This window comes from Actinoplanes sp. NPDC051411, from assembly GCF_040682075.1.
Taxonomy (GTDB): Bacteria; Actinomycetota; Actinomycetes; order Mycobacteriales; family Micromonosporaceae; genus Actinoplanes.
Map to the genome: position 1 here is coordinate 22,248 of NZ_JBFBAD010000082.1, position 23,109 is coordinate 45,356.

The 23,109-nt window shown below is 71.3% G+C and carries 18 protein-coding genes and 1 pseudogene; 5 read left to right on the forward strand and 14 right to left on the reverse strand.

Features of this window, described 5'->3' with window-relative positions; all coding sequences use genetic code 11:
* Positions 1-92 precede the first annotated feature (92 nt).
* Positions 93-1,496 (forward strand): trehalose-6-phosphate synthase, encoded by a 1,404-nt coding sequence (locus tag AB0M88_RS35350; protein ID WP_364110158.1) that lies wholly within the window; start codon positions 93-95, stop codon positions 1,494-1,496.
* Here the strand turns inward: AB0M88_RS35350 and cobA are convergent.
* Genes cobA through cobC form a run of 3 tightly spaced genes read right to left on the reverse strand, consistent with a single transcriptional unit; the run spans position 1,493 to position 4,823 of the window.
* On the reverse strand, positions 1,493-2,689 hold the full coding sequence (gene cobA, locus AB0M88_RS35355; RefSeq protein WP_364110159.1) for a uroporphyrinogen-III C-methyltransferase: 1,197 nt from the start codon (positions 2,687-2,689) through the stop codon (positions 1,493-1,495). The two genes, AB0M88_RS35350 and cobA, sit on opposite strands and share 4 nt — an antisense overlap.
* Positions 2,686-3,738, reverse strand: a complete 1,053-nt coding sequence (gene cobT, locus AB0M88_RS35360; RefSeq protein WP_364110160.1) for a nicotinate-nucleotide--dimethylbenzimidazole phosphoribosyltransferase — start codon at positions 3,736-3,738, stop codon at positions 2,686-2,688. Before cobT ends, cobA begins: the two co-directional genes overlap by 4 nt.
* On the reverse strand, positions 3,735-4,823 hold the full coding sequence (gene cobC / locus AB0M88_RS35365; protein ID WP_364110178.1) for an Rv2231c family pyridoxal phosphate-dependent protein CobC: 1,089 nt from the start codon (positions 4,821-4,823) through the stop codon (positions 3,735-3,737). The genes cobT and cobC overlap by 4 nt, the downstream gene beginning before the upstream one ends.
* Before the next feature lie 89 nt (positions 4,824-4,912).
* On the opposite strand from cobC, the gene AB0M88_RS35370 reads away from it, so the two are divergent.
* Positions 4,913-7,120, forward strand: a complete 2,208-nt coding sequence (locus AB0M88_RS35370) for a transglycosylase domain-containing protein (protein ID WP_364110161.1) — start codon at positions 4,913-4,915, stop codon at positions 7,118-7,120.
* A 300-nt stretch (positions 7,121-7,420) separates the two neighbouring features.
* On the opposite strand, the gene AB0M88_RS35375 is transcribed toward AB0M88_RS35370, so the two are convergent.
* Together AB0M88_RS35375 and AB0M88_RS35380 are read right to left on the reverse strand one after the other, a co-directional pair.
* Complete coding sequence (locus tag AB0M88_RS35375; protein WP_364110162.1) at positions 7,421-8,047, reverse strand: TIGR03086 family metal-binding protein; 627 nt, start codon at positions 8,045-8,047, stop codon at positions 7,421-7,423.
* Between the two features lie 140 nt (positions 8,048-8,187).
* Positions 8,188-10,629, reverse strand: coding sequence for a cobyrinate a,c-diamide synthase (locus AB0M88_RS35380; protein ID WP_364110163.1), 2,442 nt, complete (start codon positions 10,627-10,629; stop codon positions 8,188-8,190).
* Positions 10,630-10,741: 112 nt separating this feature from the next.
* Between AB0M88_RS35380 and AB0M88_RS35385 the strand changes: the two are divergent.
* Together AB0M88_RS35385 and AB0M88_RS35390 are read left to right on the forward strand one after the other, a co-directional pair.
* Positions 10,742-11,518: pseudogene (locus tag AB0M88_RS35385) on the forward strand (SURF1 family protein); the annotation flags it as partial.
* Positions 11,519-12,107: 589 nt separating this feature from the next.
* Positions 12,108-12,539 carry a hypothetical protein gene (locus tag AB0M88_RS35390; protein ID WP_364110164.1) on the forward strand — a complete coding sequence of 144 codons (432 nt, stop codon included), beginning with the start codon at positions 12,108-12,110 and terminating at the stop codon, positions 12,537-12,539.
* On the opposite strand, the gene AB0M88_RS35395 is transcribed toward AB0M88_RS35390, so the two are convergent.
* The 9 genes from AB0M88_RS35395 to AB0M88_RS35435 all read right to left on the reverse strand — a co-directional run bounded on the left by AB0M88_RS35395 (position 12,525) and on the right by AB0M88_RS35435 (position 22,041).
* Entirely contained in the window at positions 12,525-14,048 is a 1,524-nt protein-coding gene (locus tag AB0M88_RS35395; RefSeq protein WP_364110165.1) for an ATP-dependent DNA ligase, read from the reverse strand. The genes AB0M88_RS35390 and AB0M88_RS35395 overlap by 15 nt on opposite strands.
* 72 nt (positions 14,049-14,120) lie before the next feature.
* Positions 14,121-14,288 carry a hypothetical protein gene (locus tag AB0M88_RS35400; protein WP_364110166.1) on the reverse strand — a complete coding sequence of 56 codons (168 nt, stop codon included), beginning with the start codon at positions 14,286-14,288 and terminating at the stop codon, positions 14,121-14,123.
* Between the two features lie 215 nt (positions 14,289-14,503).
* Positions 14,504-15,970 (reverse strand): FAD-dependent monooxygenase, encoded by a 1,467-nt coding sequence (locus tag AB0M88_RS35405; protein ID WP_364110167.1) that lies wholly within the window; start codon positions 15,968-15,970, stop codon positions 14,504-14,506.
* A 13-nt stretch (positions 15,971-15,983) separates the two neighbouring features.
* A complete protein-coding gene (locus AB0M88_RS35410; RefSeq protein ID WP_364110168.1) occupies positions 15,984-17,336 on the reverse strand; it encodes a dipeptidase in 1,353 nt (450 codons plus the stop codon).
* 13 nt (positions 17,337-17,349) lie between these two features.
* Positions 17,350-18,399 (reverse strand): M48 family metallopeptidase, encoded by a 1,050-nt coding sequence (locus AB0M88_RS35415; protein WP_364110169.1) that lies wholly within the window; start codon positions 18,397-18,399, stop codon positions 17,350-17,352.
* A 33-nt stretch (positions 18,400-18,432) separates the two neighbouring features.
* The gene (locus AB0M88_RS35420; RefSeq protein WP_364110170.1) at positions 18,433-18,948 is read right to left on the reverse strand and encodes a hypothetical protein; all 516 of its coding nucleotides are present in this window, start codon (positions 18,946-18,948) and stop codon (positions 18,433-18,435) included.
* Positions 18,949-19,015: 67 nt separating this feature from the next.
* Complete coding sequence (locus AB0M88_RS35425; RefSeq protein WP_364110171.1) at positions 19,016-20,548, reverse strand: cobyric acid synthase; 1,533 nt, start codon at positions 20,546-20,548, stop codon at positions 19,016-19,018.
* A complete protein-coding gene (locus AB0M88_RS35430) occupies positions 20,545-21,621 on the reverse strand; it encodes a cobalamin biosynthesis protein (protein ID WP_364110172.1) in 1,077 nt (358 codons plus the stop codon). Before AB0M88_RS35430 ends, AB0M88_RS35425 begins: the two co-directional genes overlap by 4 nt.
* Before the next feature lie 9 nt (positions 21,622-21,630).
* Positions 21,631-22,041, reverse strand: coding sequence for a VOC family protein (locus AB0M88_RS35435; protein WP_364110173.1), 411 nt, complete (start codon positions 22,039-22,041; stop codon positions 21,631-21,633).
* A gap of 504 nt (positions 22,042-22,545) precedes the next feature.
* On the opposite strand from AB0M88_RS35435, the gene AB0M88_RS35440 reads away from it, so the two are divergent.
* The gene (locus tag AB0M88_RS35440) at positions 22,546-22,863 is read left to right on the forward strand and encodes a hypothetical protein (RefSeq protein ID WP_364110174.1); all 318 of its coding nucleotides are present in this window, start codon (positions 22,546-22,548) and stop codon (positions 22,861-22,863) included.
* Positions 22,864-23,109: the final 246 nt, after the last annotated feature.

Here is a 23,109-nt window from a genome sequence, read left to right on the forward strand (position 1 = left end):
CATCGAAGCCATGCGGTTCCGAGCGCACGCGGCGGGTACTACGCACAGTAGGCTCGCTGTGGGAACAGAAACGACCCGGAGGTGCACTCAGCGTGGCCGAACGAAGTTCCTTCGTAGTTGTCGCGAACCGTCTGCCCGTCGATGAGGTGACCACCGGCGACGGGGAGCGTCAGTGGCGCACGAGCCCAGGTGGCCTGGTCACGGCGCTGCATCCGGTGCTGACCGAGCACGGCGGCACCTGGATCGGCTGGGCCGGCGGGACCGGCGACGCTCCCGAGCCGTTCGAGCTCGAGGGCATCCGCATCCACCCCGTCCCGCTCAGCTCCGAGGAGCTCGAGCGCTATTACGAGGGCCAGTCCAACGCCACGATCTGGCCGCTCTATCACGACGCGGTCGAGACCCCGGTCTACAAGCGTCGCTGGCGCGACTCCTACCGCCAGGTCAACCAGCGGTTTGCGCGGGCCGCGGCCGAGGTCGCCGCCGAGGGCGCGACCGTCTGGGTGCAGGACTACCAGCTCCAGCTGGTGCCGGCGATGCTCCGCGAGCTCCGCCCCGACCTGCGCATCGGCTTCTTCCTGCACATCCCGTTCCCGCCGATCGAGCTGTTCATGCAGATGCCGTTCCGGGCCGAGGTGCTGCGCGGCCTGCTCGGCGCCGACCTGGTCGGTTTCCAGCAGCGGCTGGCCGCGCAGAATTTCGTACGGCTGGCGCGCCACCTGCTCGGCCTGCGCTACGAGGGGCAGTCGATCCAGGTCGACGGGCGCAAGGTCAAGGCGGGCGCGTTCCCGATCAGCATCGACACCCGCGAGATGGAGCGGATGGCGGCCGACCCCAAGGTGCAGGCCCGGGCCAAGGAGATCCGGGCCGAGCTGGGCGACCCCAAGACGATCATCCTGGGCGTCGACCGGCTCGACTACACCAAGGGCATCGAGCTGCGGCTCAAGGCGTTCCGCGAGCTGCTGGCCGACGGCAAGCTCAAGGTCGGCGACGCGGTGATGGTGCAGGTGGCGACGCCGAGCCGGGAGCGGGTCGAGCACTACCAGACGCTGCGGGTCAAGGTGGAGCGCGAAGTGGGACGGATCAACGGCGAGTTCGCCCGGGTCGGCGTTCCCGCGGTCCACTACCTGCACCAGTCGTACAGCAAGCAGGAGCTCGCCGCGATGTACGTGGCGGCCGACGTCATGATGGTGACCCCGCTGCGCGACGGCATGAACCTGGTCGCCAAGGAATACGTCGCCTGCCGGGCCGACACCGGCGGCGCGCTGGTGCTCAGCGAGTTCGCCGGCGCGGCGACCGAGCTGCGCCAGGCCTTCCTGTGCAACCCGCACGACCCGGACGGGGTCAAGGACGCCCTGCTCCGCGCGGTGGCGGCCGAGCCGGCCGAGCTCAAGCGCCGCATGCGGGTCATGCAGCGCCACCTGCGGACGCACGACGTCGCCCAGTGGGCCCGCACCTTCCTCGACGAACTGGGCGGCGGCGAAGTCCAGGAGTCCTAGGCCGGCAGCGCGTCGACCACCTCGCCGATCACCACGATCGCCGGGGAGCGCAGGCCGGCTGCCGCGGTGTCGGCGGCCACCGAGCCGAGCGTGCTGCGCAAGGACCGCTGCTGGTCGGTCGAGCCCTCCTGGACCACGGCCGCCGGCGTGGACGCGGCCCGGCCCTCGGCGATCAGCCGCTCGGCGATCGTGGGCAGATTTTTCATGCCCATCAGCACGACCAGGGTGCCGCGCAGCCGGGCCAGCCCTGCCCAGTCGACGAGCGAGCCCGGATTGTCCGGGGAGACATGGCCGGAGACCACGGTGAACTCGTGGGCGACGCCCCGGTGGGTGACCGGGATGCCGGCCAGCCCGGGCGCGGCGATCGAACTGGTCACGCCGGGCACGACCAGGACCGGCACGCCGGCCTCGGCGCACGCGATGACCTCCTCGCCGCCGCGGCCGAAGACGAACGGGTCACCGCCCTTGAGCCGGACGACGAACTTGCCCTCCTGGGCGCGCTCGATCAGGACCCGGTTGATCTCCTCCTGGGCCTTCTGCGGCCCGTACGGGATCTTGGCCGCGTCGACGAACTCGACCTCCGGCCGCAGCTCACCCAGCAGCAGGCCGGGCGCCAGGTGGTCGGCCACCACGACGTCGGCCGCGGCGAGCAGCCGCCGCCCCTTGACCGTGATCAGCTCGGGGTCGCCGGGGCCGGCCCCGACCAGGGCGACGCCCTTCAGATCCGGCTGCGACAGAAGCGGCGAATCCGCCGAGAGAGCACCGGCAACCAGATCGCGTACGGCCATCGCCCGCCGCCGGTCGCCCGCGTCGGTGACCGCCACGGTCACCGGGCCGTGCCGGGTCACGGCCGGCGTCCACGCGGTCGCGGCGTCGCGGTCGTCCGCGCGTACGCAGAAAACGCGGCGGGCCTCCGCCGCCGCACTCACCTCGGCCGCCGCCGCAGCATCGTCGATCGCCACCTGGACCAGCCAGGCCCCGTCGACGTCGGCGGGCTCGAACCGCCGGGCGCTCCAGGTCAGGCGGCCGGCGTCGACGTAGCCGGTCAGCGCCGGCGTCAGCGCCGGCGCGACGATCTCGACCTGGGCACCGGCGTCGAGCAGGGCCGGCACCCGGCGGGTCGCGACCGCCCCGCCGCCGACCACCAGCACACGGCGGCCCTCGAGCCGCAGAGCGAGCGGATAGAGACTCACTTCTCCGACACCCCGGCCGAGTCGAACGTGGCGACCTCGTGCAGCACGCGCACGGCCGACGCGACGACCGGCAGCGCGAGCACCGCGCCGCTGCCCTCGCCCAGGCGCATGCCGAGGTCGAGCAGCGGCTCGAGGCCGAGGCGGCCGAGCGCGACCGAGGCGCCCGGCTCGGCCGAGCGGTGCCCGGCGATCATCGCGGCGACCGCGTCGGGAGCGAACGCGGCGGCGGCCAGCGCGGCCGACGCGGCGATCACCCCGTCGATGATCACCGGCACCCGGTGGGCGGCCGCGCCGAGGATGAAGCCGGCCAGCGCGGCGTGCTCGAGGCCGCCGACCGCGGCCAGCACGCCCAGCGGATCCGATTTGTCGGGGGTGTGCCGGTCGAGCGCGGCGGCGATCACCGACGTCTTGTGAAGGAGCATCGCGTCGTCGATGCCGGTGCCACGGCCGGTCACGGCGGCCGGATCGGAGCCGGTGAAGACCGCGGTCAGGGCCGCCGCGGGCGTCGTGTTGGCGATGCCCATATCGCCGGTGAGCAGGCATTTCGCGCCGGCCGAGACCAGCTGGTCGGCGACCGAGATGCCGATCTCGACCGCGGCCCGGGCCTCGTCGCGGGTCAGCGCGGCCTCGGCGGTCATGTCGCGCGTGCCGCGCCGCACGTTGGCGTCGAGGAGGTTGGGACCGCCGTGCAGCGGAATCGAGACGCCGACGTCGATGACCATGACGTCGGCACCCGCCTGCCGGGCGAACGCGTTGACGACCGCGCCGCCGGCCACGAAGTTGGCCACCATCTGGGCGGTCACCTCCTGCGGCCAGGGGCTGACGCCTTGGGCGTGCACGCCGTGGTCGCCGGCGAACACGGCGACGGTGGCCGGTTCGGGCATCGGCGGCGGGCAGGCGCCGGCCAGCCCGGCCAGGCGCACCGACAGCTCCTCGAGGGCGCCCAGCGAACCGGCCGGCTTGGTCAGCCGGGCCTGCAGCTCGCGGGCCGCGGCCATAGCCGCCGCGTCTGCGGGCCGGATGGCCTCGATGGTCGTCTCCAGGGTCACGGTCGCTCCTCAAGCACTTCGGACAACACTTCGATGAACGCGTCGGTGGTGGCAGTGTCGCGCACGGCCAGTCGGAGCCAGTCGACGCCCAGCCCGGGAAAGGTGTCGCCCCGGCGTACGGCGTAGCCGCGTCGTCGCAGCTCCTCGCGGATTTTGTCGGCCCCGTCCAGGCGTACCGAAAGAAAGGCACTGGCGGGAGCACCGGCGACCGTGAGTTTCGGCACGTGGCCCAGCCGTCCCAATAGATGAGCGCGATCATCGGCCAGGCTCGCGGCGATCGCGCGCTCGGCGGCGACCGCGGTCGGCGACGCGCAGGCGATCGCGGCCGCGAGAGCCGGTGTCGAGACCGGCCAGAGCGGCTGCGCGGCTGCCAGGCGGGGCAGCAGATCGGCCGGACCCAGCAGGTAGCCGATGCGCAGGCCGGCCAGCCCCCAGGTCTTGGTCAGGCTGCGCACCACCACCAGACCGGGAAGATCGCGGCGGCCGGCCAGCGACTCCGGCTCGCCCGCGAAGCCCGGGCGATAGGTCGTGTCCGAAAATGCCTCGTCGACGACGAGCACCCGCCCGGGCCGGGCCAGCTTGGCGATCTCCTCGGCCGGGTGCAGCACCGACGTCGGATTGGTCGGATTGCCGACGAACACGAGATCGGAATCCTCGGGTACCAACGCCGCCTCCAGGCGGAAGCCCGTGTGTTGTTCCAAGATCACGCGCTCGACGCGGTGGCCGGCGTTGCGGAGGGCAGCCTCGGGCTCGGTGAACTGCGGATGGATCACCACGGGGCGCCGCGCTGCGCGCAACGCCTGCGCGAGCAGCACGAACGCCTGGGCGGCGCCGGCGGTCAGAAGGACCTCACCGGGGGTCCGGCGATGCCGTTCGCTCACCGCCGCGACGGCTTCGGCTTCTTGGGGGTACGCGGCGAGCTTGGTCAACGACTCGGCCAGCGGTGCGGACAGCCACTCCGGCATCGGCGCGTGCCGCACGTTGACCGCGAGATCGATCAGCCCTTCCGTCGCCTCAGCGTCACCGTGGTGTCCGAGGTCGATCGTCATGCCCTCAGCATGCCGGACCAGGTTGCGGCCGCCTATTTCGGCCGTTCTGTCCGGTACTGACTGTGGGTTCTCTCATCTTCGGTCGTTCCGTCCGGGAGTGAGCCGTTTTGCCATACCTTCGAGGGGTGTCAGCCGGAAAAGTCGCACCCCTCATCCGAGCCGGGCTGATCGCGGGCCTCGTCGTGGCCGGCCTCGCCTACCCCCTCACCGCCCTCGCCGGCATCGGCGTCAACGCCGGCACCCGGGCGCTGAAGAACATGCCGGACGAACTCACGGTCGTGCCCAACGCCCAGACCACCTACGTGTACGCCCGGGACGGCCGCACCCTACTGACCACGTTCTACGAGGAGTACCGCAAACAAACCAAGATCGAGAACATGTCGCCGTACATCACCGAGGCGATCGTGGCGTCCGAGGACACCCGGTTCTACGAGCACCACGGCGTCGACGCGAAAGGCGTGGCCCGCGCGTTCGTCGCCAACCAGCAGGCCGGCGGCGTCTCCCAAGGCGCGTCCACGCTGACCATGCAGTACGTGCGGATGGCCCTGCGCGACGCGGCCCGGACACCGCAGGAGGCCCTCGACGCCACCGAGCAGACGACCGGGCGCAAAATCCGGGAGATGCGGCTCGCCCTCGAGGTCGAGAAGCGCATGTCCAAGCAGGAAATTCTCGAGCGCTACCTCAACGCAGCCTACTTCGGGCACCGGGCGTACGGCGTCTACGCCGCCTCCCAGATCTTCTTCTCCAAGCTGCCCAAGGACCTCGACCTCGACGAGGCGGCCCTGCTGGCCGGGCTGGTCAAGGCGCCGTCCGCGTTCGACCCGGCCAGCCACGACCAGACGGCGGCGATCTCCCGCCGCAACTACGTGCTCGACCAGATGCGGAAGATGGGATCGATCACGCCGGCGCAGGCCGCGGCGGGTTCCAAGGCCAAGATCACTTTGCATTTGAGCACGCCGCCGAACGACTGCGCGTCAATCTCGGAGAAGCACAACGACTGGGGCTTCTTCTGCGACTACTTCAAAGACTGGTGGATGCGGCAAACCGCCTTCGGGCGCAACCCGGTCGAACGCGAGGAGAACCTGCGCCGCGGCGGCTACACCGTGATCACGTCGATCGACCCGGCCATCCAGGCCTCGGCGCTCAAGCACATCCTCGATAAAGAGAAGAAAAGCAGCAAATATGCTCACGGCCAGGTGGTAATCGAACCGGGCACCGGACGCATCGTCAGCATGGCCGTCAACCGGACCTACTCCCTGGACCAGTCGCACAACGGCAAACACAGCGACCCGTCCAAACGGAAACACGCCAAAGGCAACTATCCGAACACGGTCAACCCGCTGCTCGGCGGCGGCACCATGGCCGGCTACCAGGCCGGATCCACCTTCAAGATCTTCACGATGCTGGCCGCGCTCGAATCCGGGATGCCACTGAGCACGTCGTTCTACAGCCCGCCACAATACGTCTCGAAATACATCACCGCGCCCGGTCCGGCGACCTGCGGCCACCACTGGTGCCCGAAAAACTCCAGCAAATCGATGACCGGCACCCAGACCATGTGGAGCGGCTTCGGCAAGTCGGTCAACACATACTTCGTGCAGCTGGAGGAGAAGGTCGGCGCGGACAAGGCGGTGGCCATGGCGGAACGGCTCGGACTCCAATGGCGTACCGGGGTCGACAAGGAACTGGCAACCCCCGAACACGCCTCCGGGTGGGGCGCCTTCACACTCGGCGTCAGCGACGTGACCCCGATCGAAATGGCCAACGTCTTCGCCACGGTGGCCGACGAGGGCGCCTACTGCGAGCCACTACCGGTCCGCTCGATCAAGAACCGGGACGGCTCCAACGCCACCTTCCAGGGCAAACTCATCGCGGCACCACGATGCCACCGGGTCTTCAGCGCCGACGTGGCCCGGGCGGCGACGGACGCCGCCAGCTGCGTGACCGGGTACGGCGCGTCGAAAGGTAGCTGCGGCGGGTGGGAGACGTCGCCGATGGTGTACGCGACCCTGCACCGCCCGGTGGCCGGCAAGAGCGGCACAACCGACAACAACCGCACGGCGTGGTTCTGCGGCTTCACCCCACAGCTGGCCGCGGCCGCGTTCGTCGCCGACCCCGACAACTCCAACGACTTCGTCGGCTCCGGCCGCTCGACGATCTCCAAATACACGCTCGCCGAGACACTGCGGGACGCCCTGAAGGGCCAGCCCAAGCTGAAATTCACACCGCCGTCGCACGATTTGACCTACGGCGGCCACGACTCGAACGACTCGGACCGGCACAGCTCCAACGACTCCGACAGCACCGACTCCAACTCCGACAACGGCAACTGACATCCGAGGGGCCGCACCGCCGGCCGCCCACCGGCGACCAGCGGCTGGCCGGCCGACTGCCGAACGGTGGCCAGCCAGTTGGTGGCAGTTGCCTGCCGGCCGGCGCCCAGCCAGTTGCTGGCGGCTGGCTGGACCCTCGGCCGACCACCCGGCTGGATGGTTGGCAGCCGACTGGCTGGCTGGCGGCTGATTTTGGCGACCGCCCGGCCGGTGGTTGGCTGGCCTGTCGGCCGACCACCCGGTTGGCGGTTGGCGGCGGCCCGGCCGGCTGGGCGGCGACCGCCCGGCTCGCGGCTGGGCTCAGGCTGCCGGTGCCACGGGCAATTCCGGGTTGCGGGGCGGGCGCCAGCGGGCGTTGCGACCGGCCCGGGCCAGGGCCTGCTCGAGCAGTTCGTCTTCGGGGTCGGCCGGGATCGCCGGGCCGAACATGCCCGGGACGCCCTCGGACGGCCCTTGGGAGAGGAACTCGAGCAGCACCTCGAGCGTGCGCGGATCGGCCGCGTAGTCCTGGCCGGTGGCCCGCGCGAGATCCCAGCTGTGCATGATCAGCTCGTTCATGGCGACGGTGCCCATCGCGGTCGCGGGCATGGTCGCACCGCCGGCGGTTGCCGTGCCGGTCCAGGCGGCCGGATCTTTCCAGGCCGTGGCCAGGTCTTCGAGGAGGACCGGCAGGCGGCTGCGCCAGTGCCGGGAGAGGTGCTCGGCGGACGGCTGCGGCGGCGGGCCGTCGGCCACGGTGGTGTCGGTGCGTTTGCGGGCGGCCAGCGTGAAGGCATAGGCCAGACCCATCAGATGATCGAGCAGGGCGGCGACCGTCCAATCGCCACACGGCGTCGGCGCGATCAGCTCGTCGTCGTCAACTCCCAGCAGCAATGCTCGCAGCTGATGAACCGGCGGGTCGAAGTCCAGCGGCACACGGTCGGCCACGGTCGTCCTCCTTCGGTCGTCGGTGTTAATCCCACGTTACGGGCGGGGTACGACACTTTCGCGGCGAGCGACGGGCGTTTTCGCGACTGGGCGGCTTTCTTTCCGGATCACTTCCCATGGATCCCTGGGAGCGTCCAAGATCAGGACGCGGCTATGTCCACGGTGTCGCTGAGGTTGGCCCCGTTCTGGCCGGGACGGCCCTGGTCAGGCGCTGCCCCGGGCCGCTCGGTCGCGATGCCGTTGCTGTGCGCCCCATAAACCGACCCGAACTCGGCGGCGACCCGTTCCCCCAGCCCATGCCCGGACGGCCCGGCCTCACCCGGCCCCCGCAACGGCATGCCCGGCATGGGCTGCGCCAACTCCCGCTGCTCCCGCGGCGGCATGCCCGGCGCTTGCTGACCCAGCTCACGCGGCTCCCGCTGCGACATGCCCGGCGCCGACTGGCCTGGCTCGCGCGAGGGCATGCCCGGCGCCTGCTGGCCCAACTCCCGCTGCGACATGCCCGGCACCTGGCCCGGCTCACGCGGCGGCATGCCGGGCACCTGGCCCGGCTCACGCGGCGGCATGCCGGGCACCTGGCTCGGCTCACGCGGCGGCATGCCCGGCACCTGCGGTCTTCCCTCGATCGGCCCGCGCTGCGGCAAGCCCGGCGTGGGCCCGGCCTCTCCCGGCCGGCGCGGCGGAAGGTTTTGCGGTTGCGTCGGCGCTTCGGCCGGGCTGCGCTGCGCCATCGCCGGTTCCGCCGCGACGAACTCGACGTGATCGGGGGTCACCGACCCGCGCGATGAGTAGTCCGGACCCGACACGTAATCCGAAACCGCTGGCGCGTAATCGGAACCCGCCGGCGCATAGTCCGAGCCCGCCGGCGCGTAATCCGAGCCCGCCGGCGCGTAATCCGAGCCCGCCGGCGCATAGTCCGAACCCGCCGCCGCATAGTCCGAACCCGCCGGCGCGTAATCCGAACCCGACGGTGCGTAGGACGGCCCTCCGGCGTACTCGGGCTCGCCCGGCGCGAAGCCGGCGCCGAACTCCGTGCCCCGGTGGTCCGCCCGGCCCGGCACGAGATCGCCGCGCTCGACCGGCGGCGGCCCGAAGTCGGGTCCGCTGACCTGGCTCGGCATCTCCGGGGTGGTTGCCGCCCCGACGGTCGGCATCGCCGGCGGGGGCGAGGACATCGCCACCGGGGACGCCGGTGCCGGCGTCTGCTTCGGCTGCTGGAGTGACGCCGGCCCGGCGATCGCCGCCGCCACGATCCGCTTCGCGATCTCGGGCGCGGCCGACCAGTGCAGGCCCAGCTGAGAGGCATGCACCTGCCGCCAGACGAAGCCCTCCGGGTTGCCGCCCGACCAGGTCCACGCCGGCACCGCGCCGGCCCGCGGGGTCACGACCGCCCGGTGCTGCTTGTAGCCCGTGATCCGCGCCCCGCCCGGCGCCAGCACCGATGTGGTCGGCGCGGTCGCCTCGCGGTAGCCGGCGACCGTCTGCTCACCGGTGTAGGCCGTCGCGTCGAGCACCCCGCACATCGGCCGCCCGTCGAACTCGTGCCCTAGCCAGGGCAGCGCCACACCTTCGGCGATCACCGGCCAGCCGTCGGCGGCGAACTTGGCGACCGTGTTGCAGAGCCGGCGGTTGGCCGAGAGCTCCTCCGCGTACCCCTCGGGGAGCCCGGCGCCGACGACCAGCGCGCGGGTGCCCGCCGGGAGCATCTCGTCGCGCAGCGGGTCGACTATGGCCACGTCGGCGCCGGCCGCGGTGAGCAGTTCGGCCGTCTCGACGTACGTGTAGGGCGCCCCCGGGCCGCCGGCCAGCGCGACCACCGGGCGCTGCTCGAACGGGTCGGAGCCGATCGCCTCGGCGGGTGTCCACAGCGGGCTGGGCAGGGCGGGCGCCGAGTTGGCCAGCGCGATCAGGCGGTCGAGGTCGAGGCCGCCGACGACGGCCTCACCCAGCCGGCGTACGGCCCGGCTCGCCTCGACCGTGCGGTGAGCGACCGGGACCGGGCCGTGGGCCCGGGCCGGCAGGACGTTGGGCAGGTCACCGCGCCGCAACGCGCCGAGCACCGGCATGCCGATGTCGTCGAGCGCCGTGCGCAGCATCTGCTCGTGACGCGGCGAGGCGATCCGGTTGAGGATCACGCCGCCGAGGTGCACCATCTCGTCGAACATCCGGAACCCGTGCACCAGCGCGGCGATCGAGTGTCCCATCGCGGCCACGTCGACGACGAGCACGACCGGCGCGCGCAGGGTGGCGGCGACGGCCGCGGTGCCGTCGATCTCGGGCTGCCCGGTCAGCGAGTCGAAGAGACCCATGGCGCCCTCGATCACCGCGAGCTGCGAGCCTGCCGCGCCGTGCGCGAAGAGCGGGGCGACACGCTGCGCGCCCACGAGCCGGGGATCGAGGTTGCGGCCGGGACGGCCGGCGGCCAGGCCGAGGTACGCCGCGTCGGTGTGATCGGGGCCGACCTTGAAGCCGGACGCGGTCACGCCCCGAGCCGCCGCCGCCGCGAGCAGGCCGACCGCGATGGCGGTCTTGCCGTGCCCCGAGGACGGTGCGCTCACGACCAGACGCGGCTGGACGTTCATCAGTGGCTCTCCCCGACGATTCCGTAACTCGGCGCCCGCGTGATATCGACCGCCGCTTGGGCACAGTACCCGCCGGAAATGGACGCCTCGGGCGGCCGGGTAGCCTCGGGGCGTGTACCGGTTCCTCCTATCGCTGCGCTGGCTGGCGGCCGCGGCGCTGGCCGTCGCCGCCGCGCTGGTGATGGTGCGGCTCGGCGAATGGCAGCTGCATCGTTATGAGGAACGCCACGCGATCAACACGCGTATCGATGCCGCCGATTCGACCAAGGCGGTGCCGTTGACCTCGGTCGTCCCGGTGCCGACCACGGCGGGCAAGGCCGGTCCTGCCCCGGGCAGCTCCGTGGCCTGGACAAAGGTGACGTTCAGCGGGCAATACGACCCGTCCCACGAGATCCAGGCGCGCGCCCGCACGGTCAACGGCGACGTCGGCTTCGAGATTTTGACCCCGCTTATGCTGAGCGACGGCGGCGGCGTTCTGGTCGACCGGGGCTGGGTGCCGGCGCCCGAGGCGGGGGCGCTCGCCGCTCCGACGGTGCCGCCCGCGCCGGCCGGCCAGGTGACGGTTGTGGGCCAGGTTCACCTGTCGGAAAGCCGACCTACCCCGATCGAGCACCGGGATGGTCGCCTCGACACCCGCCGCATCTCGGTGCCCCGCCTCGCGGAGCAGATGCCGTTCCCGGTCTATGGGGCCTACATCCTGTTGACCGGCCAGACTCCGGCCAACAGCAAGGCCTTCTCCGAGATTCCGATCGACCACGAGGACGACTGGCAAAACGCGGGTTACACCGTGCAGTGGTGGTTGTTCGCGTGCATGCCCCTCTACGCGTTCGTCTATTACGCGCGCAAGGAGGCGCAGCTCCGGGCCGGGGTCCCGCTGAAGAAGGCGGCCTCGCCCCCGCCGACCGGCGACCGCGTCGAGGAGGCCGACCGCGAGCTGGCGGCAGCCCGCACCGCCCCGGCCGACCCCGCAGAAGCCGCGGCCCCGGTCGGCCGAGCGGAAGCAGCCAGCCCAGCCGGCCGCGCGGAAGCAGCCAGCCCAGCCGGCCACGCGGAAGCAGCCAGCCCAGCCGGCCGCGCGGAAGCAGCCAGCCCAGCCGGCCGCGCGGAAGAAGCCAGCGCGAAAGCAGCCTGCCCAGCCAGCCGCACGGAAGAAGCCAGCGCGAAAGCAGCCAGCCGAGCGGAAGCAGCCGGCCGAGCGGAAGCAGCCGACCCGGCCGGTCGGGCGCCGGAGGCTGCCCCGGCCGACCGTGTGGGTGCGAAGGGCCAGGTCGACCGCAAGCAGGCCGAAAAGGCCGCGCGCAAGCAGGCCGAGAAGGAAGCGGCCGACCGCAAGCGGGCCGCGAAGATCGAGCGCATCCGTGCCGAGGCGGTCCGCAAGGCTCCGGTCGACCGGGTTGAAGAGGCAGATCGTAAACGCGCCGAGGCCGAGGCCAAGCGCAAGCTCGCGGCGCCGTCCGGCCAGGACTAGATTCGCGGCCATGACCGCCACGCCGAGCGATCCGTGGGATGTCCCGCCCGCCGTCACACCGTCCGCGTCGCCGACCCCGGCCGACGAGCCCGGGCCGGTGATCGTGCAGATCGCCGAGATCGGCGTGACCTCGACCGTCGTGCACACCCCGACCGGCGACCTTCCGCTCGCGGGCTCGCAGTGGCAGGTCAACGACTACTGGTTCACCACCCAGCGCATCCCGAGGTGGGCGATTCTGGCCGCGGTCCTCGGCTTCTGCGTGCTGACCGTCTTCAGCCTGCTCTTCCTGCTGGTCAAGGAGTCGGTGGCGCAGGGAACGGTGCAGGTGACCGTGACCAGCGGCACCCGCCAATATGTCGCCCGCATCCCGGTGAAGGACCAGAACGCCGTGACCGCGATCAACCAGCAGGTCAACTATGTGCGGACGCTAGCCGCCCTCTGAGCCGCGACCCAGCGCCTTGACCATCTCGATCGTGTCGGCCTCGGACGCCGGTTTGTCGTCGCGGTAACGCAGCACCCGGGCGAAGCGCAGCGCGACCCCGCCCGGATAGCGCGGCGACGTCTGCACCCCGTCGAAGGCGATCTCGACGACCTGCTCGGGCCGGACCTCGACCACCCAGCCGTTGTCGTTGACCTTCAGTTGCTGGAAGCGCTCGGTCTGCCACCGCAGGAGCTCGTCGGTGAGCCCCTTGAACGTCTTGCCGAGCATCACGAACCCGCCGGTCTCGGGATCGCGGGCGCCCAGGTGCAGGTTGGACAGCCAGCCCCGGCGGCGGCCGTGCCCCCACTCGACGGCCAGCACGACCAGGTCGAGCGTGTGCCGCGGCTTGACCTTGACCCAGGCGGCACCGCGGCGACCCACGTCGTAGGGAGCTTCGGGGGCCTTGACGACCACGCCTTCCTGGCCCTCGCCGAGCGCCGAGGCGAAGGCGGCCGCGGCCTGTTCCTCGGTCTCGGCACTCGTGCGGCCGACGATCAGGGACGGGGGCAGGGTGTCGTCGAGCGCGGCCCAGCGCACCCGTCCGGGCTCGTCGAGCAGGTCGGTGCCGTCGAGGTGGAGCAGGTCGAAGAAGTAGGGCACCAGGACGGCCGTCGCCGCGCCCCGGGTCGCGGCCCGGCTCGACGTCTCCTGGAACGGCCGTGGCCGCCCCGACTCGTCGAGGGTCATCGCCTCGCCGTCGAGCACGATCTCGCGGACCGGCAGCTCGCGCACCCGCGCCACGACCTCGGGCATGCGGGCGGTGATGTCGTCCAGGCTGCGGGTGAAGACCGCCACCTCGTCGCCCGAGCGGTGCACCTGGATGCGGATGCCGTCGAGTTTGACGTCGACCGTTGCCGGGGTGCCGGTGGCGAGCAGGGCGGCCGCCACGTCGGGCGCGCTCTGGGCCAGCATCGGGGTGAGCGGGGTGCCGACCCGCAGGTGGATCTCGTCGAGGGCGGGCGCACCGCCGGTCAGGGCCGCGACCGCGACCTGCTTGAGGTCGCCGGAGAGCAGCAGGGCCCGGCGCACCGCGGTGACCGGCACCTCGGCCGCCTTGGCGATCGCGTCGGCGAGCAGCCCGGCCTGGGCACCCTGCCGCAGCTCGCCGGAGAACAGGCCGATCAGCAGCCGCTGCTCGTCAGCGGTCGCAGCGCCGAACAGCGCGCCGACCAGGTCGCGCCGCCGCGCTTGCGATCCGGCACCGGCGACGACCGAGATCTCGGCGATCGCCGCGTCGACCTGACCAACCGTCAACGTCGGTTGGAGAGCCGGCGCCGGGCGATCGCGCAGGCTCGCATAGCCCACACCGGTCTGGCGCTGGCGAAGCTCGCCGGCCAGATAGGCCGAGCCGGCCGCGATCTCGTCGGGATCGAGTCGCCGCAGCGCGTCGGCCAGGATCTCGATCTTGGCTTTGCGCCCGGAGACTGCCGATATGGCAGCGGAGGTGGCTGCGAGGTCAAGGAACCGCACGGCCCCATCCTGACAGCCACCTCCGACAATTTCTGACTGGAGACGCGCGCTCCCCCGTTAAAACAGCGCACGTCAGGCGGCGAGCGGCTCGGTGATCGGGAAGCCACGAGCCCGCACCGCTTCGGCGACCCGCGTGAGCTGGGCGTCAATGGCGCAGAGAGAGGCGGAGATCTCGTCGAGATCGTCGGTCAGTGCGGTGTCGTCCCACCGGGCGACGTCGATGTCATCGAGAGCAAGCACGGCGGCCCGGAGCCGTGCAATGGACTCGAGACGTTTGCGGGAACGGAGTCGATCAATGGAATCGCGCGGCCCGACGGGCATAGGCCGCAGCCCGGCGGCGACTGCCGGGCGAGGCTCATTCGAACGCATGTTCGATATCCTAACAGGACGAGACGGCCTGCCGCACCATAATCACCCGTTGAAGTCGCGCCTCCCACAAAGCGGGAAATCGCAGGTCAGGACTGCAATATCGGCGAAAACACGTCGACCGCGTCGGCCGGCACCGCCGCAGCGGCCACGAAGCCGTCGGGACGCACGAGGTAGAGCCAACCCGGCCTGAGCGACGAGGCCGACGGGGCGGGCGGGAACACGTGCACGGGAACACCCAGGTCCGGGACGTCGGTCGCGCGGACCCCGCCGTACGCGTGAATTTGCCATCGCAGCGAGCGCAAGCTCGCGAAATTGTCCCCGGCCCACGGCAGCCGCCGGCCCACCACGGGATCGCGCCGGGCACCGACGGCGCCCGGCGTCATCCAGTAGTGAATGCGAATCTGGGAGACGTATTCGAAAAGCCGTGAGCCACGCGGCGCGAGCCGGATCGCGAGCGGCACCACCAGCCGCACGACGACCCGCCGAAGCGCGCGCCGGCTGCGCTTGCGCGAGGTGATCAGCCGGAAGGCCTGGTCGGTCGTCGCGACCAGCTTGCGGGCGACCGGGCGCCGCTCGGCCTCGTAGCGGTCGAGCCACCCGTCGCGGCGCCGGCCCTGCAGCACGTCGGCCAGCTTGAAGGCAAGGTTGTGGGCGTCCTGCAGCCCGGTGTTCATGCCCTGGCCGCCGACCGGCGAGTGCACGTGGGCGGCGTCCCCGGCCAGGAAGAACGGCCCGTCCCGGAACACCGCCGCGACCCGGTGGTGCACCCGGTAGGTCGCGAACCAGCGGGCCTCACCGTAGGTGATCGCGAACTGCTCCCGCAGCCGGGCCCGGGCGTCCTCCTCGGCCAGTTCGTCGCCGAGGTCGTCGTCGTGCACCTGGCCGATCAGGCGGAAGTTGCCGCGGCCGCTCATCGGGAAGCCGACCATGAAGTCGTCCCCGCCCGGCCGTACGTTGATCGCGTCGGCGACCAGCCCGGCCACCGCCCCTGCATCGATCACGAAGAAGCGCTGCGGGTTGGTGACCCCGTCGTACGCGATGCGCCGCGCCTTGCGCACCTGGGAGTTGGACCCGTCGCACCCGACGCAGAAGCGCGCGACCACCGTGTCGTTGCCGACCTTGGCCGTCACCCCGGTGTCGGTCTGCGCGAGGGCGGTCAGCGCCGTCTCCCAGCGCACGTCCGCCCCGAGCGCCCGCAGATTCTCGTAGAGGATCTCCTCGTTGCGGCTCTGCTCCAGCACCTCGATGAACGGGTACGGAGTGCGGCCCTGACCGAGCGGGCCGAGCGGCACGCGCCCGAAGACCCGGTCGAGGTAGCCCGGGGCGAGCGCGGTCGCCCGATGAGACTCCTTGAGCACCCGGTCGGCGAGGCCGAGCTGGTCGTAGATCTCGAGGCTGCGGGCCTGCACGACCAGCGCCCGCGACTCGCGGGTCGGACCGGCCTTGCCGTCCACGACGACCACGCCGACCCCGAGTTTGACCAGCCAATTGGCGAGCATCAGCCCGGTCGGGCCGGCACCCACCACGAGCACGTCACACGACAGCTCGGCCATCGCGACACTCCTCTTATCGGGTCGAAGCCTCCGCGACATTCCTGAGCAGCAGTGCCTCGGCGACGCAGACCCGCGCGAACTCGCCCAGGTGCAGGCTCTCGTTCGGGCCGTGTGCCGCCGAGAAGGGGTCTTCTACGCCGGTGACCAGGATCGACGCCTGCGGGAAGAGCTCCTGGAAGGTGGCGATGAACGGGATCGACCCGCCCACGCCCATGTCGACCGGGGCGGTGCCGTCCCAGGCCGCCTGGAACGCCGCCCGCGCGGCGTCGAACGCCGGGCCGGTCGCGTCGATCACGCACGGCGCGCCGTCGCTCTCCAGCGTCACCTCGACGTGGGCGCCCCACGGCGCGTACTTCTCGAGGTGGGCACGGATCGCCGCGTACGCCGACTTCGGGTCGTCGCCGGGCGCCAGCCGTACGCTGATCTTGGCCTTGGCCGACGGCTGGAGCGCGTTGGCGGCCGCGTTCGTCGGGGGCGCGTCGATGCCGAGCACCGAGACCGACGGCTTGGTCCAGGCCCGGTCGGTGATCGAGCCGTTGCCGATCAGCTTGACCCCGTCGAGCAGCCCGGCCTCGTGGCGGAACCGGTCCTCCGGGTAGTCGACGCTGGCCCCCTCGCGGCCGACCAGCCCGTCGATCGCCACCTCGCCCTGCTCGTCGTGGAGCGTGGCGAGCAGCTTGACCAGTGCGGTCAGCGCGTCGGGCACCGGGCCGCCGAACATGCCGCTGTGCACCGCGCTCTTGAGCACCCGCACCTCGACGAACGCGTTGACCAGGCCGCGCAGCGAGGTGGTCAGGGCGGGCTGGCCGATGTCCCAGTTGCCCGAGTCGGCGATCACGATGACGTCGGAGCGCAGCACGTCGTTGTATTTGTTGAGGATCGTGTCGAGGGACTCCGACCCGTACTCCTCCTCGCCCTCGACGAAGACGACCACGCCGACCGGCAGATCGTCGCCGAACGCGCGCAGCGCCGCCACGTGGGCCATCACGCCGGCCTTGTCGTCGGCCGCGCCTCGGCCGTAGAGCCGCCCGTCGCGCTCGGTCGGCTCGAACGGCTCGCTGGTCCAGAGGGCGGGGTCACCGACCGGCTGCACGTCGTGGTGCGCGTAGAGCAGCACGGTCGGCGCACCGGCCGGCGCGGCCTTGCGCCCGATCACCGCGGGGCGGCCACCCTCCCGGACGATCTGCGTGTCGAGGCCGCAGCCGCGCAGCAGCTCGGCGACCGCCTCGGCCGACCGGTCGACCTGCGAGTGGTCGAACCCCTCGAAGGCGATGGACGGGATGCGGACCAGCCGCTCGAGGTCGGCGCGGACGCCGGGCATCTCCCGCGCGACTGCGGCGCGCAGATCGGTTTCAGAAAGGCTCATGGCCCGATCGTAGTTAGGAGTCGCCGTCGCGGCGCCCGCGGTCGTTCACCCACGAGCGCGCGCCGCGCGCGGCGGAACCGGCCAGGTCGGCGGCGCCGTCGCCGAGCTTGCGCAGCAGGCCGACCAGCGGGTCCTGCGAGTTGTTGAAGCTCTCGCGATAGGAGTTGGCGGCGGCCTTCACGTCGTCGGCGACCGAGGCGTCGCCGTCCGAGTCGCGGCGCGGGTAGTCGCCGCTGAGGATGCGCGCGTAGTCGCCCGAGTCGACCCACCGCCGCAGCTCGGAAGCGCGGGCGACCGGCACCGGGTGGGTGCTCCACGCAGTCATGCCGAGCTTGTGGATGCTGTCGCGCAGGTCGCCGCCACCCTCGTATTCGGCCGCCTGCTCGAGGAACGCCGCCGTGTCGATCTGCGAGAGGTCACCGCCGCCGGCCAGCTTCATGAGCAGCCGCAGCGAGGCGGCCGGGTCCTGACCGGCGAGCAGGCCCGCGCGGTCGGCCGACAGCTCGGCCTTGCGCCACCACTCGAACATCGCGGCGATGATCGCCCGCAGCGCGATCGCGCCGACCGGCAGCCAGCTCAGGCTGGCCGCCCAGCGGGTGAGGATCATCAGGATCGTGCGGTAGACCGCGTGGCCGCTGCGCACGTGGCCGATCTCGTGGCCGAGCACCGCGCGCAGCTCGTCGTCGTCGAGCCTTTCGACCGCGCCGGTGGTGATCACGATGAACGGCTTGTCGATGCCGATCGCCGACCCGTTGATGACCGGGTCCTGAGTGACGTAGAGCTCGGGCAGTTCGGCCACGTCGAGCGTGCTCGCCGCGTCGGCGAAGATCTGGTAGACCCGCGGGTATTGCCGGTGGTCGACGCGGATCGAGCCGGCCAGGAACGACAGGCGGAAGCCGCGCTCGTTCCACATGCCGAAGAAAGCCTTCACGACATCGTCGAAACCGCGCAGCTCGCGCAGGGCGGTCAAGGCGCCCCGGTCGGCCGGGTGCTCCCACGCTCGCGAGCTGATTCCGGTCAGGGTGACCCGCCGGCGCACCGGGCGGCTCTCTTCGTCGGTCATCTCGTCCCCACCCGTTCTCGCTGGTCAGAAGCTTCAGAGCCTCGCATAACGATCATCGGCGGTCTCGGCCGAACCGTCGACGACCAGGTCGGCATGCTGTTTCGTCCGGTCGGCGGCGAAGTGGCGATCCTCGGCCAAGCGCCAGCGCTCAAGGTACGCCCGAAACGCAAGACTGTCGTTACCGTCACGCGCCAGCGCTCGGGAAAACCGCAGCTCAGCCGGGGCGTCGACGAAAACAATCAGGGAAAGTTCAGGGCGGATCCCCCTACGGGCCGCGCTGACCCCCTCCAAGATCACGACCGGTGCCGGGTCGAGCCGCACCGGGACCGGGTCGAAGGCGCCGCGGTCCCAGCGATAGCGCCGGTAGAACGCCGTTTCGCCCCGGCGCAGCGGCCCGAGCACCGACTCCTCCAGCCGCTCCCAGAAGGTGAACTGATCCTCCCAGCCGTCGAGAAGATCGTCGGTGTGCACCACCGGCGCGTCGATCCGTTTGGCCAGCCTCAGCGCGAACCGCGTCTTGCCGGCCCCCGAAGGGCCGTCGACCGCCACCAGACGGACGTCGCCCAGGCGGGGCTCCAGCTTCTTGATGTACGCGGCGAGCTGCGCGAACGTCCCGTCAAACACCACGCGGCGCTCCCGGGGGCACGAACGGCAGTCCCGCCGGAGGGCCGTCCTCGATCAGCCGCAAGATCGCGGACGTGTCCAGATGCTCCTCGACCAGGTCACCGAGCGCGTCCAGGGCCCGCTCCCGGATCACCGCAAAGCGGGTGTCCGGCGCGACCGTGAACCCGTGCCGCCCCGCCTGCCGGGCCGCCCCGGTCAGGAACCGCCGCCGGAACTCGTCCGACTCGAAAGCGCCGTGCCAGTGCGTACCCGACACGTTCCGGTCGACCGCCCCCTCGGGCCGCCCGTCGCCATAGCGGAGCAGCGGCTCGGGCGCGTCGCTCACCGCGTACCCGTGATGGATCTCGTAGCCGGAAACCGGCGCACCCAGCCCGGCCCCCGACGGGCGGGCGAGCGTCTTGCGCTCGGCGAAGCCGAAGTCGACCGGCAGCAGGCCGAGGCCCGGCACCGTGCCGCGACCGCTCTCCACCTCGTCATTGATCGTGCGGCCGAGCATCTGGAAACCGCCGCAGATGCCGAGCAACGGCTTGCCGGCCCCCGCGTGCCGCTCCACCGCGTCGGCGAGACCGGTGCGGCGCAGCCAGTCGAGGTCGCTGACCGTGGCCTTCGACCCCGGGATCACCACCAGGTCGGCGTCGGCGAGATCGCCCGGCTCGACGGTCAGATGCACCCGGACCCCCGGCTCGGCGGCGAACGCCTCGGCATCGGTGGCATTCGAGATCCGCGGAAGACGGACCACGGCGACCCGCAGCCAGGACGTTCCCCGCGGGGCCGCCGGGCGGCCCAGCGTCCGGCCGTACGCGAGGGAGTCCTCCGCATCCAGCCAGACGTCATGGTCGAAGGGCAGTACCCCGTGGACCGGCCGTTGTGTCGCCGCGGTGATCATGTCGAGGCCCGGCTTCAGCAGGCTCAGGTCACCACGGAACTTGTTGATCACGAAGCCGGCGACGTGCGCCTGGTCCTCCGGGCCGAGCAGCGCGAGCGTCCCGAAGAAGGCCGCGAACACCCCACCCCGGTCGATGTCGCCGACCACGATCGCGGGCAGGTTCGCGTGCCGGGCCAGCCCCATGTTGACGAAGTCGCCGTCCCGCAGATTGATCTCGGTGGGACTGCCCGCGCCCTCACAGATCACCGCGTCGTACTCCTGCTGAAGCTCGGCCAGAGCGGCGTACGCGGTCTTGGCCAGCGTGGGCCGCAGCGAGCGATAGTTGCCCGCCGTGACCGTGTCGACCGCCCGGCCGAGAAGGACCACCTGGCTGGAACGATCGCTCCCGGGCTTGAGCAGGACCGGGTTGAACCGGAGGTCCGGCGGCAGGCCGCAGGCCGCCGCCTGCATCGCTTGAGCGCGCCCGATCTCGCCGCCCCGCCCGTCCACGCCGACGACGACCGCGGAGTTGTTGGACATGTTCTGCGCCTTGAACGGGGCAACCTTGACCCCGCGGCGATGCAGCCAGCGGCAGATGCCGGCGGTGACCACACTCTTGCCGGCATCCGAAGTGGTGCCGGCGACCAGAAGCCCGCTCATCGCGTCGCCGCCCCAGCGACCCGAGGCTTCGCCGATTTCCTTGCCGACGCGGGGGCCTGCGCCCTTGCTGATCGCTTCGCCGACACGGTGGCCTGCGCCTTTGCTGATCGCTTCGCCGTCGCGGTGGCCTGCGCCTTTGCTGATCGCTTCGCCGTCGCGGTGATCGCTGCGATGCCGAGCGCGAGTGCGCCGACGACGCCGCTCAGCCGGGCCGCCCGGCGCAGGTCGCCGGCCTTCGGGCGGGGGCCGTCGCCGAGCAGGGGCCGGGTCTCGCTGCGGCCGAAGTAGACGTTGCGGCCGCCCAGCCGCACGCCGAGCGCGCCGGCCATCGCCGACTCGCACTGGCCCGCGTTGGGCGACGGGTGATCATTTCGGTCACGCAGCCAGACCCGCTTCGTCTCCCGCGGATCACCGCCGGCCGTCCTCGCCGCCGCGATCGTGAGCAGCCCGGTCAGCCGGCTCGGCACCAGGTTGAGCACGTCGTCGAGGCGGGCGGCCGGGGTGCCGAAGCGGGCATATCGGCTGTTCCGGTGACCGACCATGGCGTCGAGCGTGTTGGCGGCCCGGTAGCCCAGAAGACCGGGAATGCCGAGGATCGCACCCCAGACCAGGGGCGCCACCACGGCGTCGGAGGTGTTCTCGGCCACCGACTCGACCGTGGCCCGGGCCAGTTCCGGCTCGTCGAGCCCCTCCGGGTTGCGGCCGCAGAGGTGACTGAGCCTCCCCCGGGCGGCCGGAAGATCTCCGCGCTCGAGATGCGCCGCCATGACGCGGGACTCTTTCCGCAGCGTGCGGCCGCCCAGCACGGTCCAGGTGGCAACGGCCGTGACCGCGGCCCGGGCGATCGGCCGGTCTCGGGTGGCCCGGACCGCCACATAGCCGGCCGCCGCCGGAACCCCCACCGCCAGCCCGGCGAAGAGGGCACCGGCTCGGCGCTCCGGCGCGTAGATCTTTCGCTCGAGTTTTCCGGCCAGCGTGCCGAACCCGGCCACCGGATGCCACCGTCTCGGGTCGCCGACGATCGCGTCCAACACGTAACCCGCGACCAGCCCCGCCGCATCCGCTCGACCCACCCGGGAATCCTATGACCCGAGCAGGTCCCACCGGTTACCGGCGATGTCGAGAAACACAGCCACCCGCCCGTAGGCCTCTTCCTTCACCGGCCGCACGAACGTGACGCCGGCCCGAACCAGCCGCTCATAGGCCGCGTCGAAGTCGTCGACCCGCAGGAACAAACCGACCCGCCCGGCGAACTGGTTGCCCACAGCATCTTTCTGCGCCGCCGAGTCGGCCTTGGCCAGCAGAACGCCGGTCTGGCCGCCCGGCGGCCGCACCACGACCCACCGCTTCGCCTGTCCGTCGGTCGTCTCGGCCGGTTTGTCCTCCACCAGCTCAAACCTCAGCACCTGGGTGAAGAACGCGATGGCCTCGTCGTATTCGTCGACGATCAAGCTGATCAACTCGAGGTTGGCGGGCCGCCCGGGGGAATCCATTCCACCATCTTCGACTCCGGCGGCGGGCACGGCTCACGGTGGTCCCCGGCCGGGAGACGTCAGACGCCGATCGTTTCCTGACCGCCCCCGGCAGGGCCGCCGGAGACCCCAGCAACGCTTCACGTTTGCCGCCGCCGGCCTGGTCCGGTTGCCTCGGGCGCGTGGCGAGACGACTGTTCCCTGAGCGCCCGCCGGAGGCTTGACTTGCCGCGGTCCGGGCACGGCCGCGGAGGCTTCGCCGGTCACCGCCGGCGACCGGCGATAGCCGCATGAGAGTCGATCGATAGTGGACGCCGCTACGTTGCTATTTCGAAGCGCGTCCATGAACTGATCGGAAGGAAAGTGCTAATGCGCCTACGTACAAAGGTCGTGTCAGTATTGGCGTCAACCGTTGTGGCCGCCAGTGGGCTATGTCTGGCGACCACCGACTCTGCTTTGGCAGAGCCCTCCGGTTGGCACGCTTACGGCAACACCAACCCTGTAACGTCCAGTTCAAGTCACTGGATGTGCGGCACCACCCAGCCGGTCGACACCAATCTGCTCGTACAGGTGTGCGCCGTTAGATCGAAAAATCTAGAGAACGTGGAGTCGGCGGTGATCGTGCGCAACAACCGATCCGGCATGTACGGGACGGAAGTGGCGGCCGCACTGTACGAGGAATATTCCGGCTACGTTCTCGCTCGTAGCACCTGCCCGAACTCGGGAGTCGCACCGAACTCCTGGTCGGTGTGCTTCGGAACCGTCCGCGAGGACGGCTATCCGGTATACGTGGGCTCGTCAGGCGTCAATGGCAAAAATACGTACGGCTCACCTGATGTCTGACGGCGGTTAGCGCTCGCGGGCCCGCGAGGTGGACAAACGGCATATGGACAAGGGTCCGGGGCGTGCCCGGTGCGCTAGCGGCCGGTGGGTCGATCTGGCCAAGCGGGTTTGTGCCGAGCCACCGCCAACGGACGGCGCGTGGGCAGACGCCGGCGAGTTCAGCCGGTCGTAGCATTTGATCTTGGCGGGTCGGTGGGACAGGATTCCCGCTGTGCGCAACATGTTGACCTTGGTCGATCGTGAAGA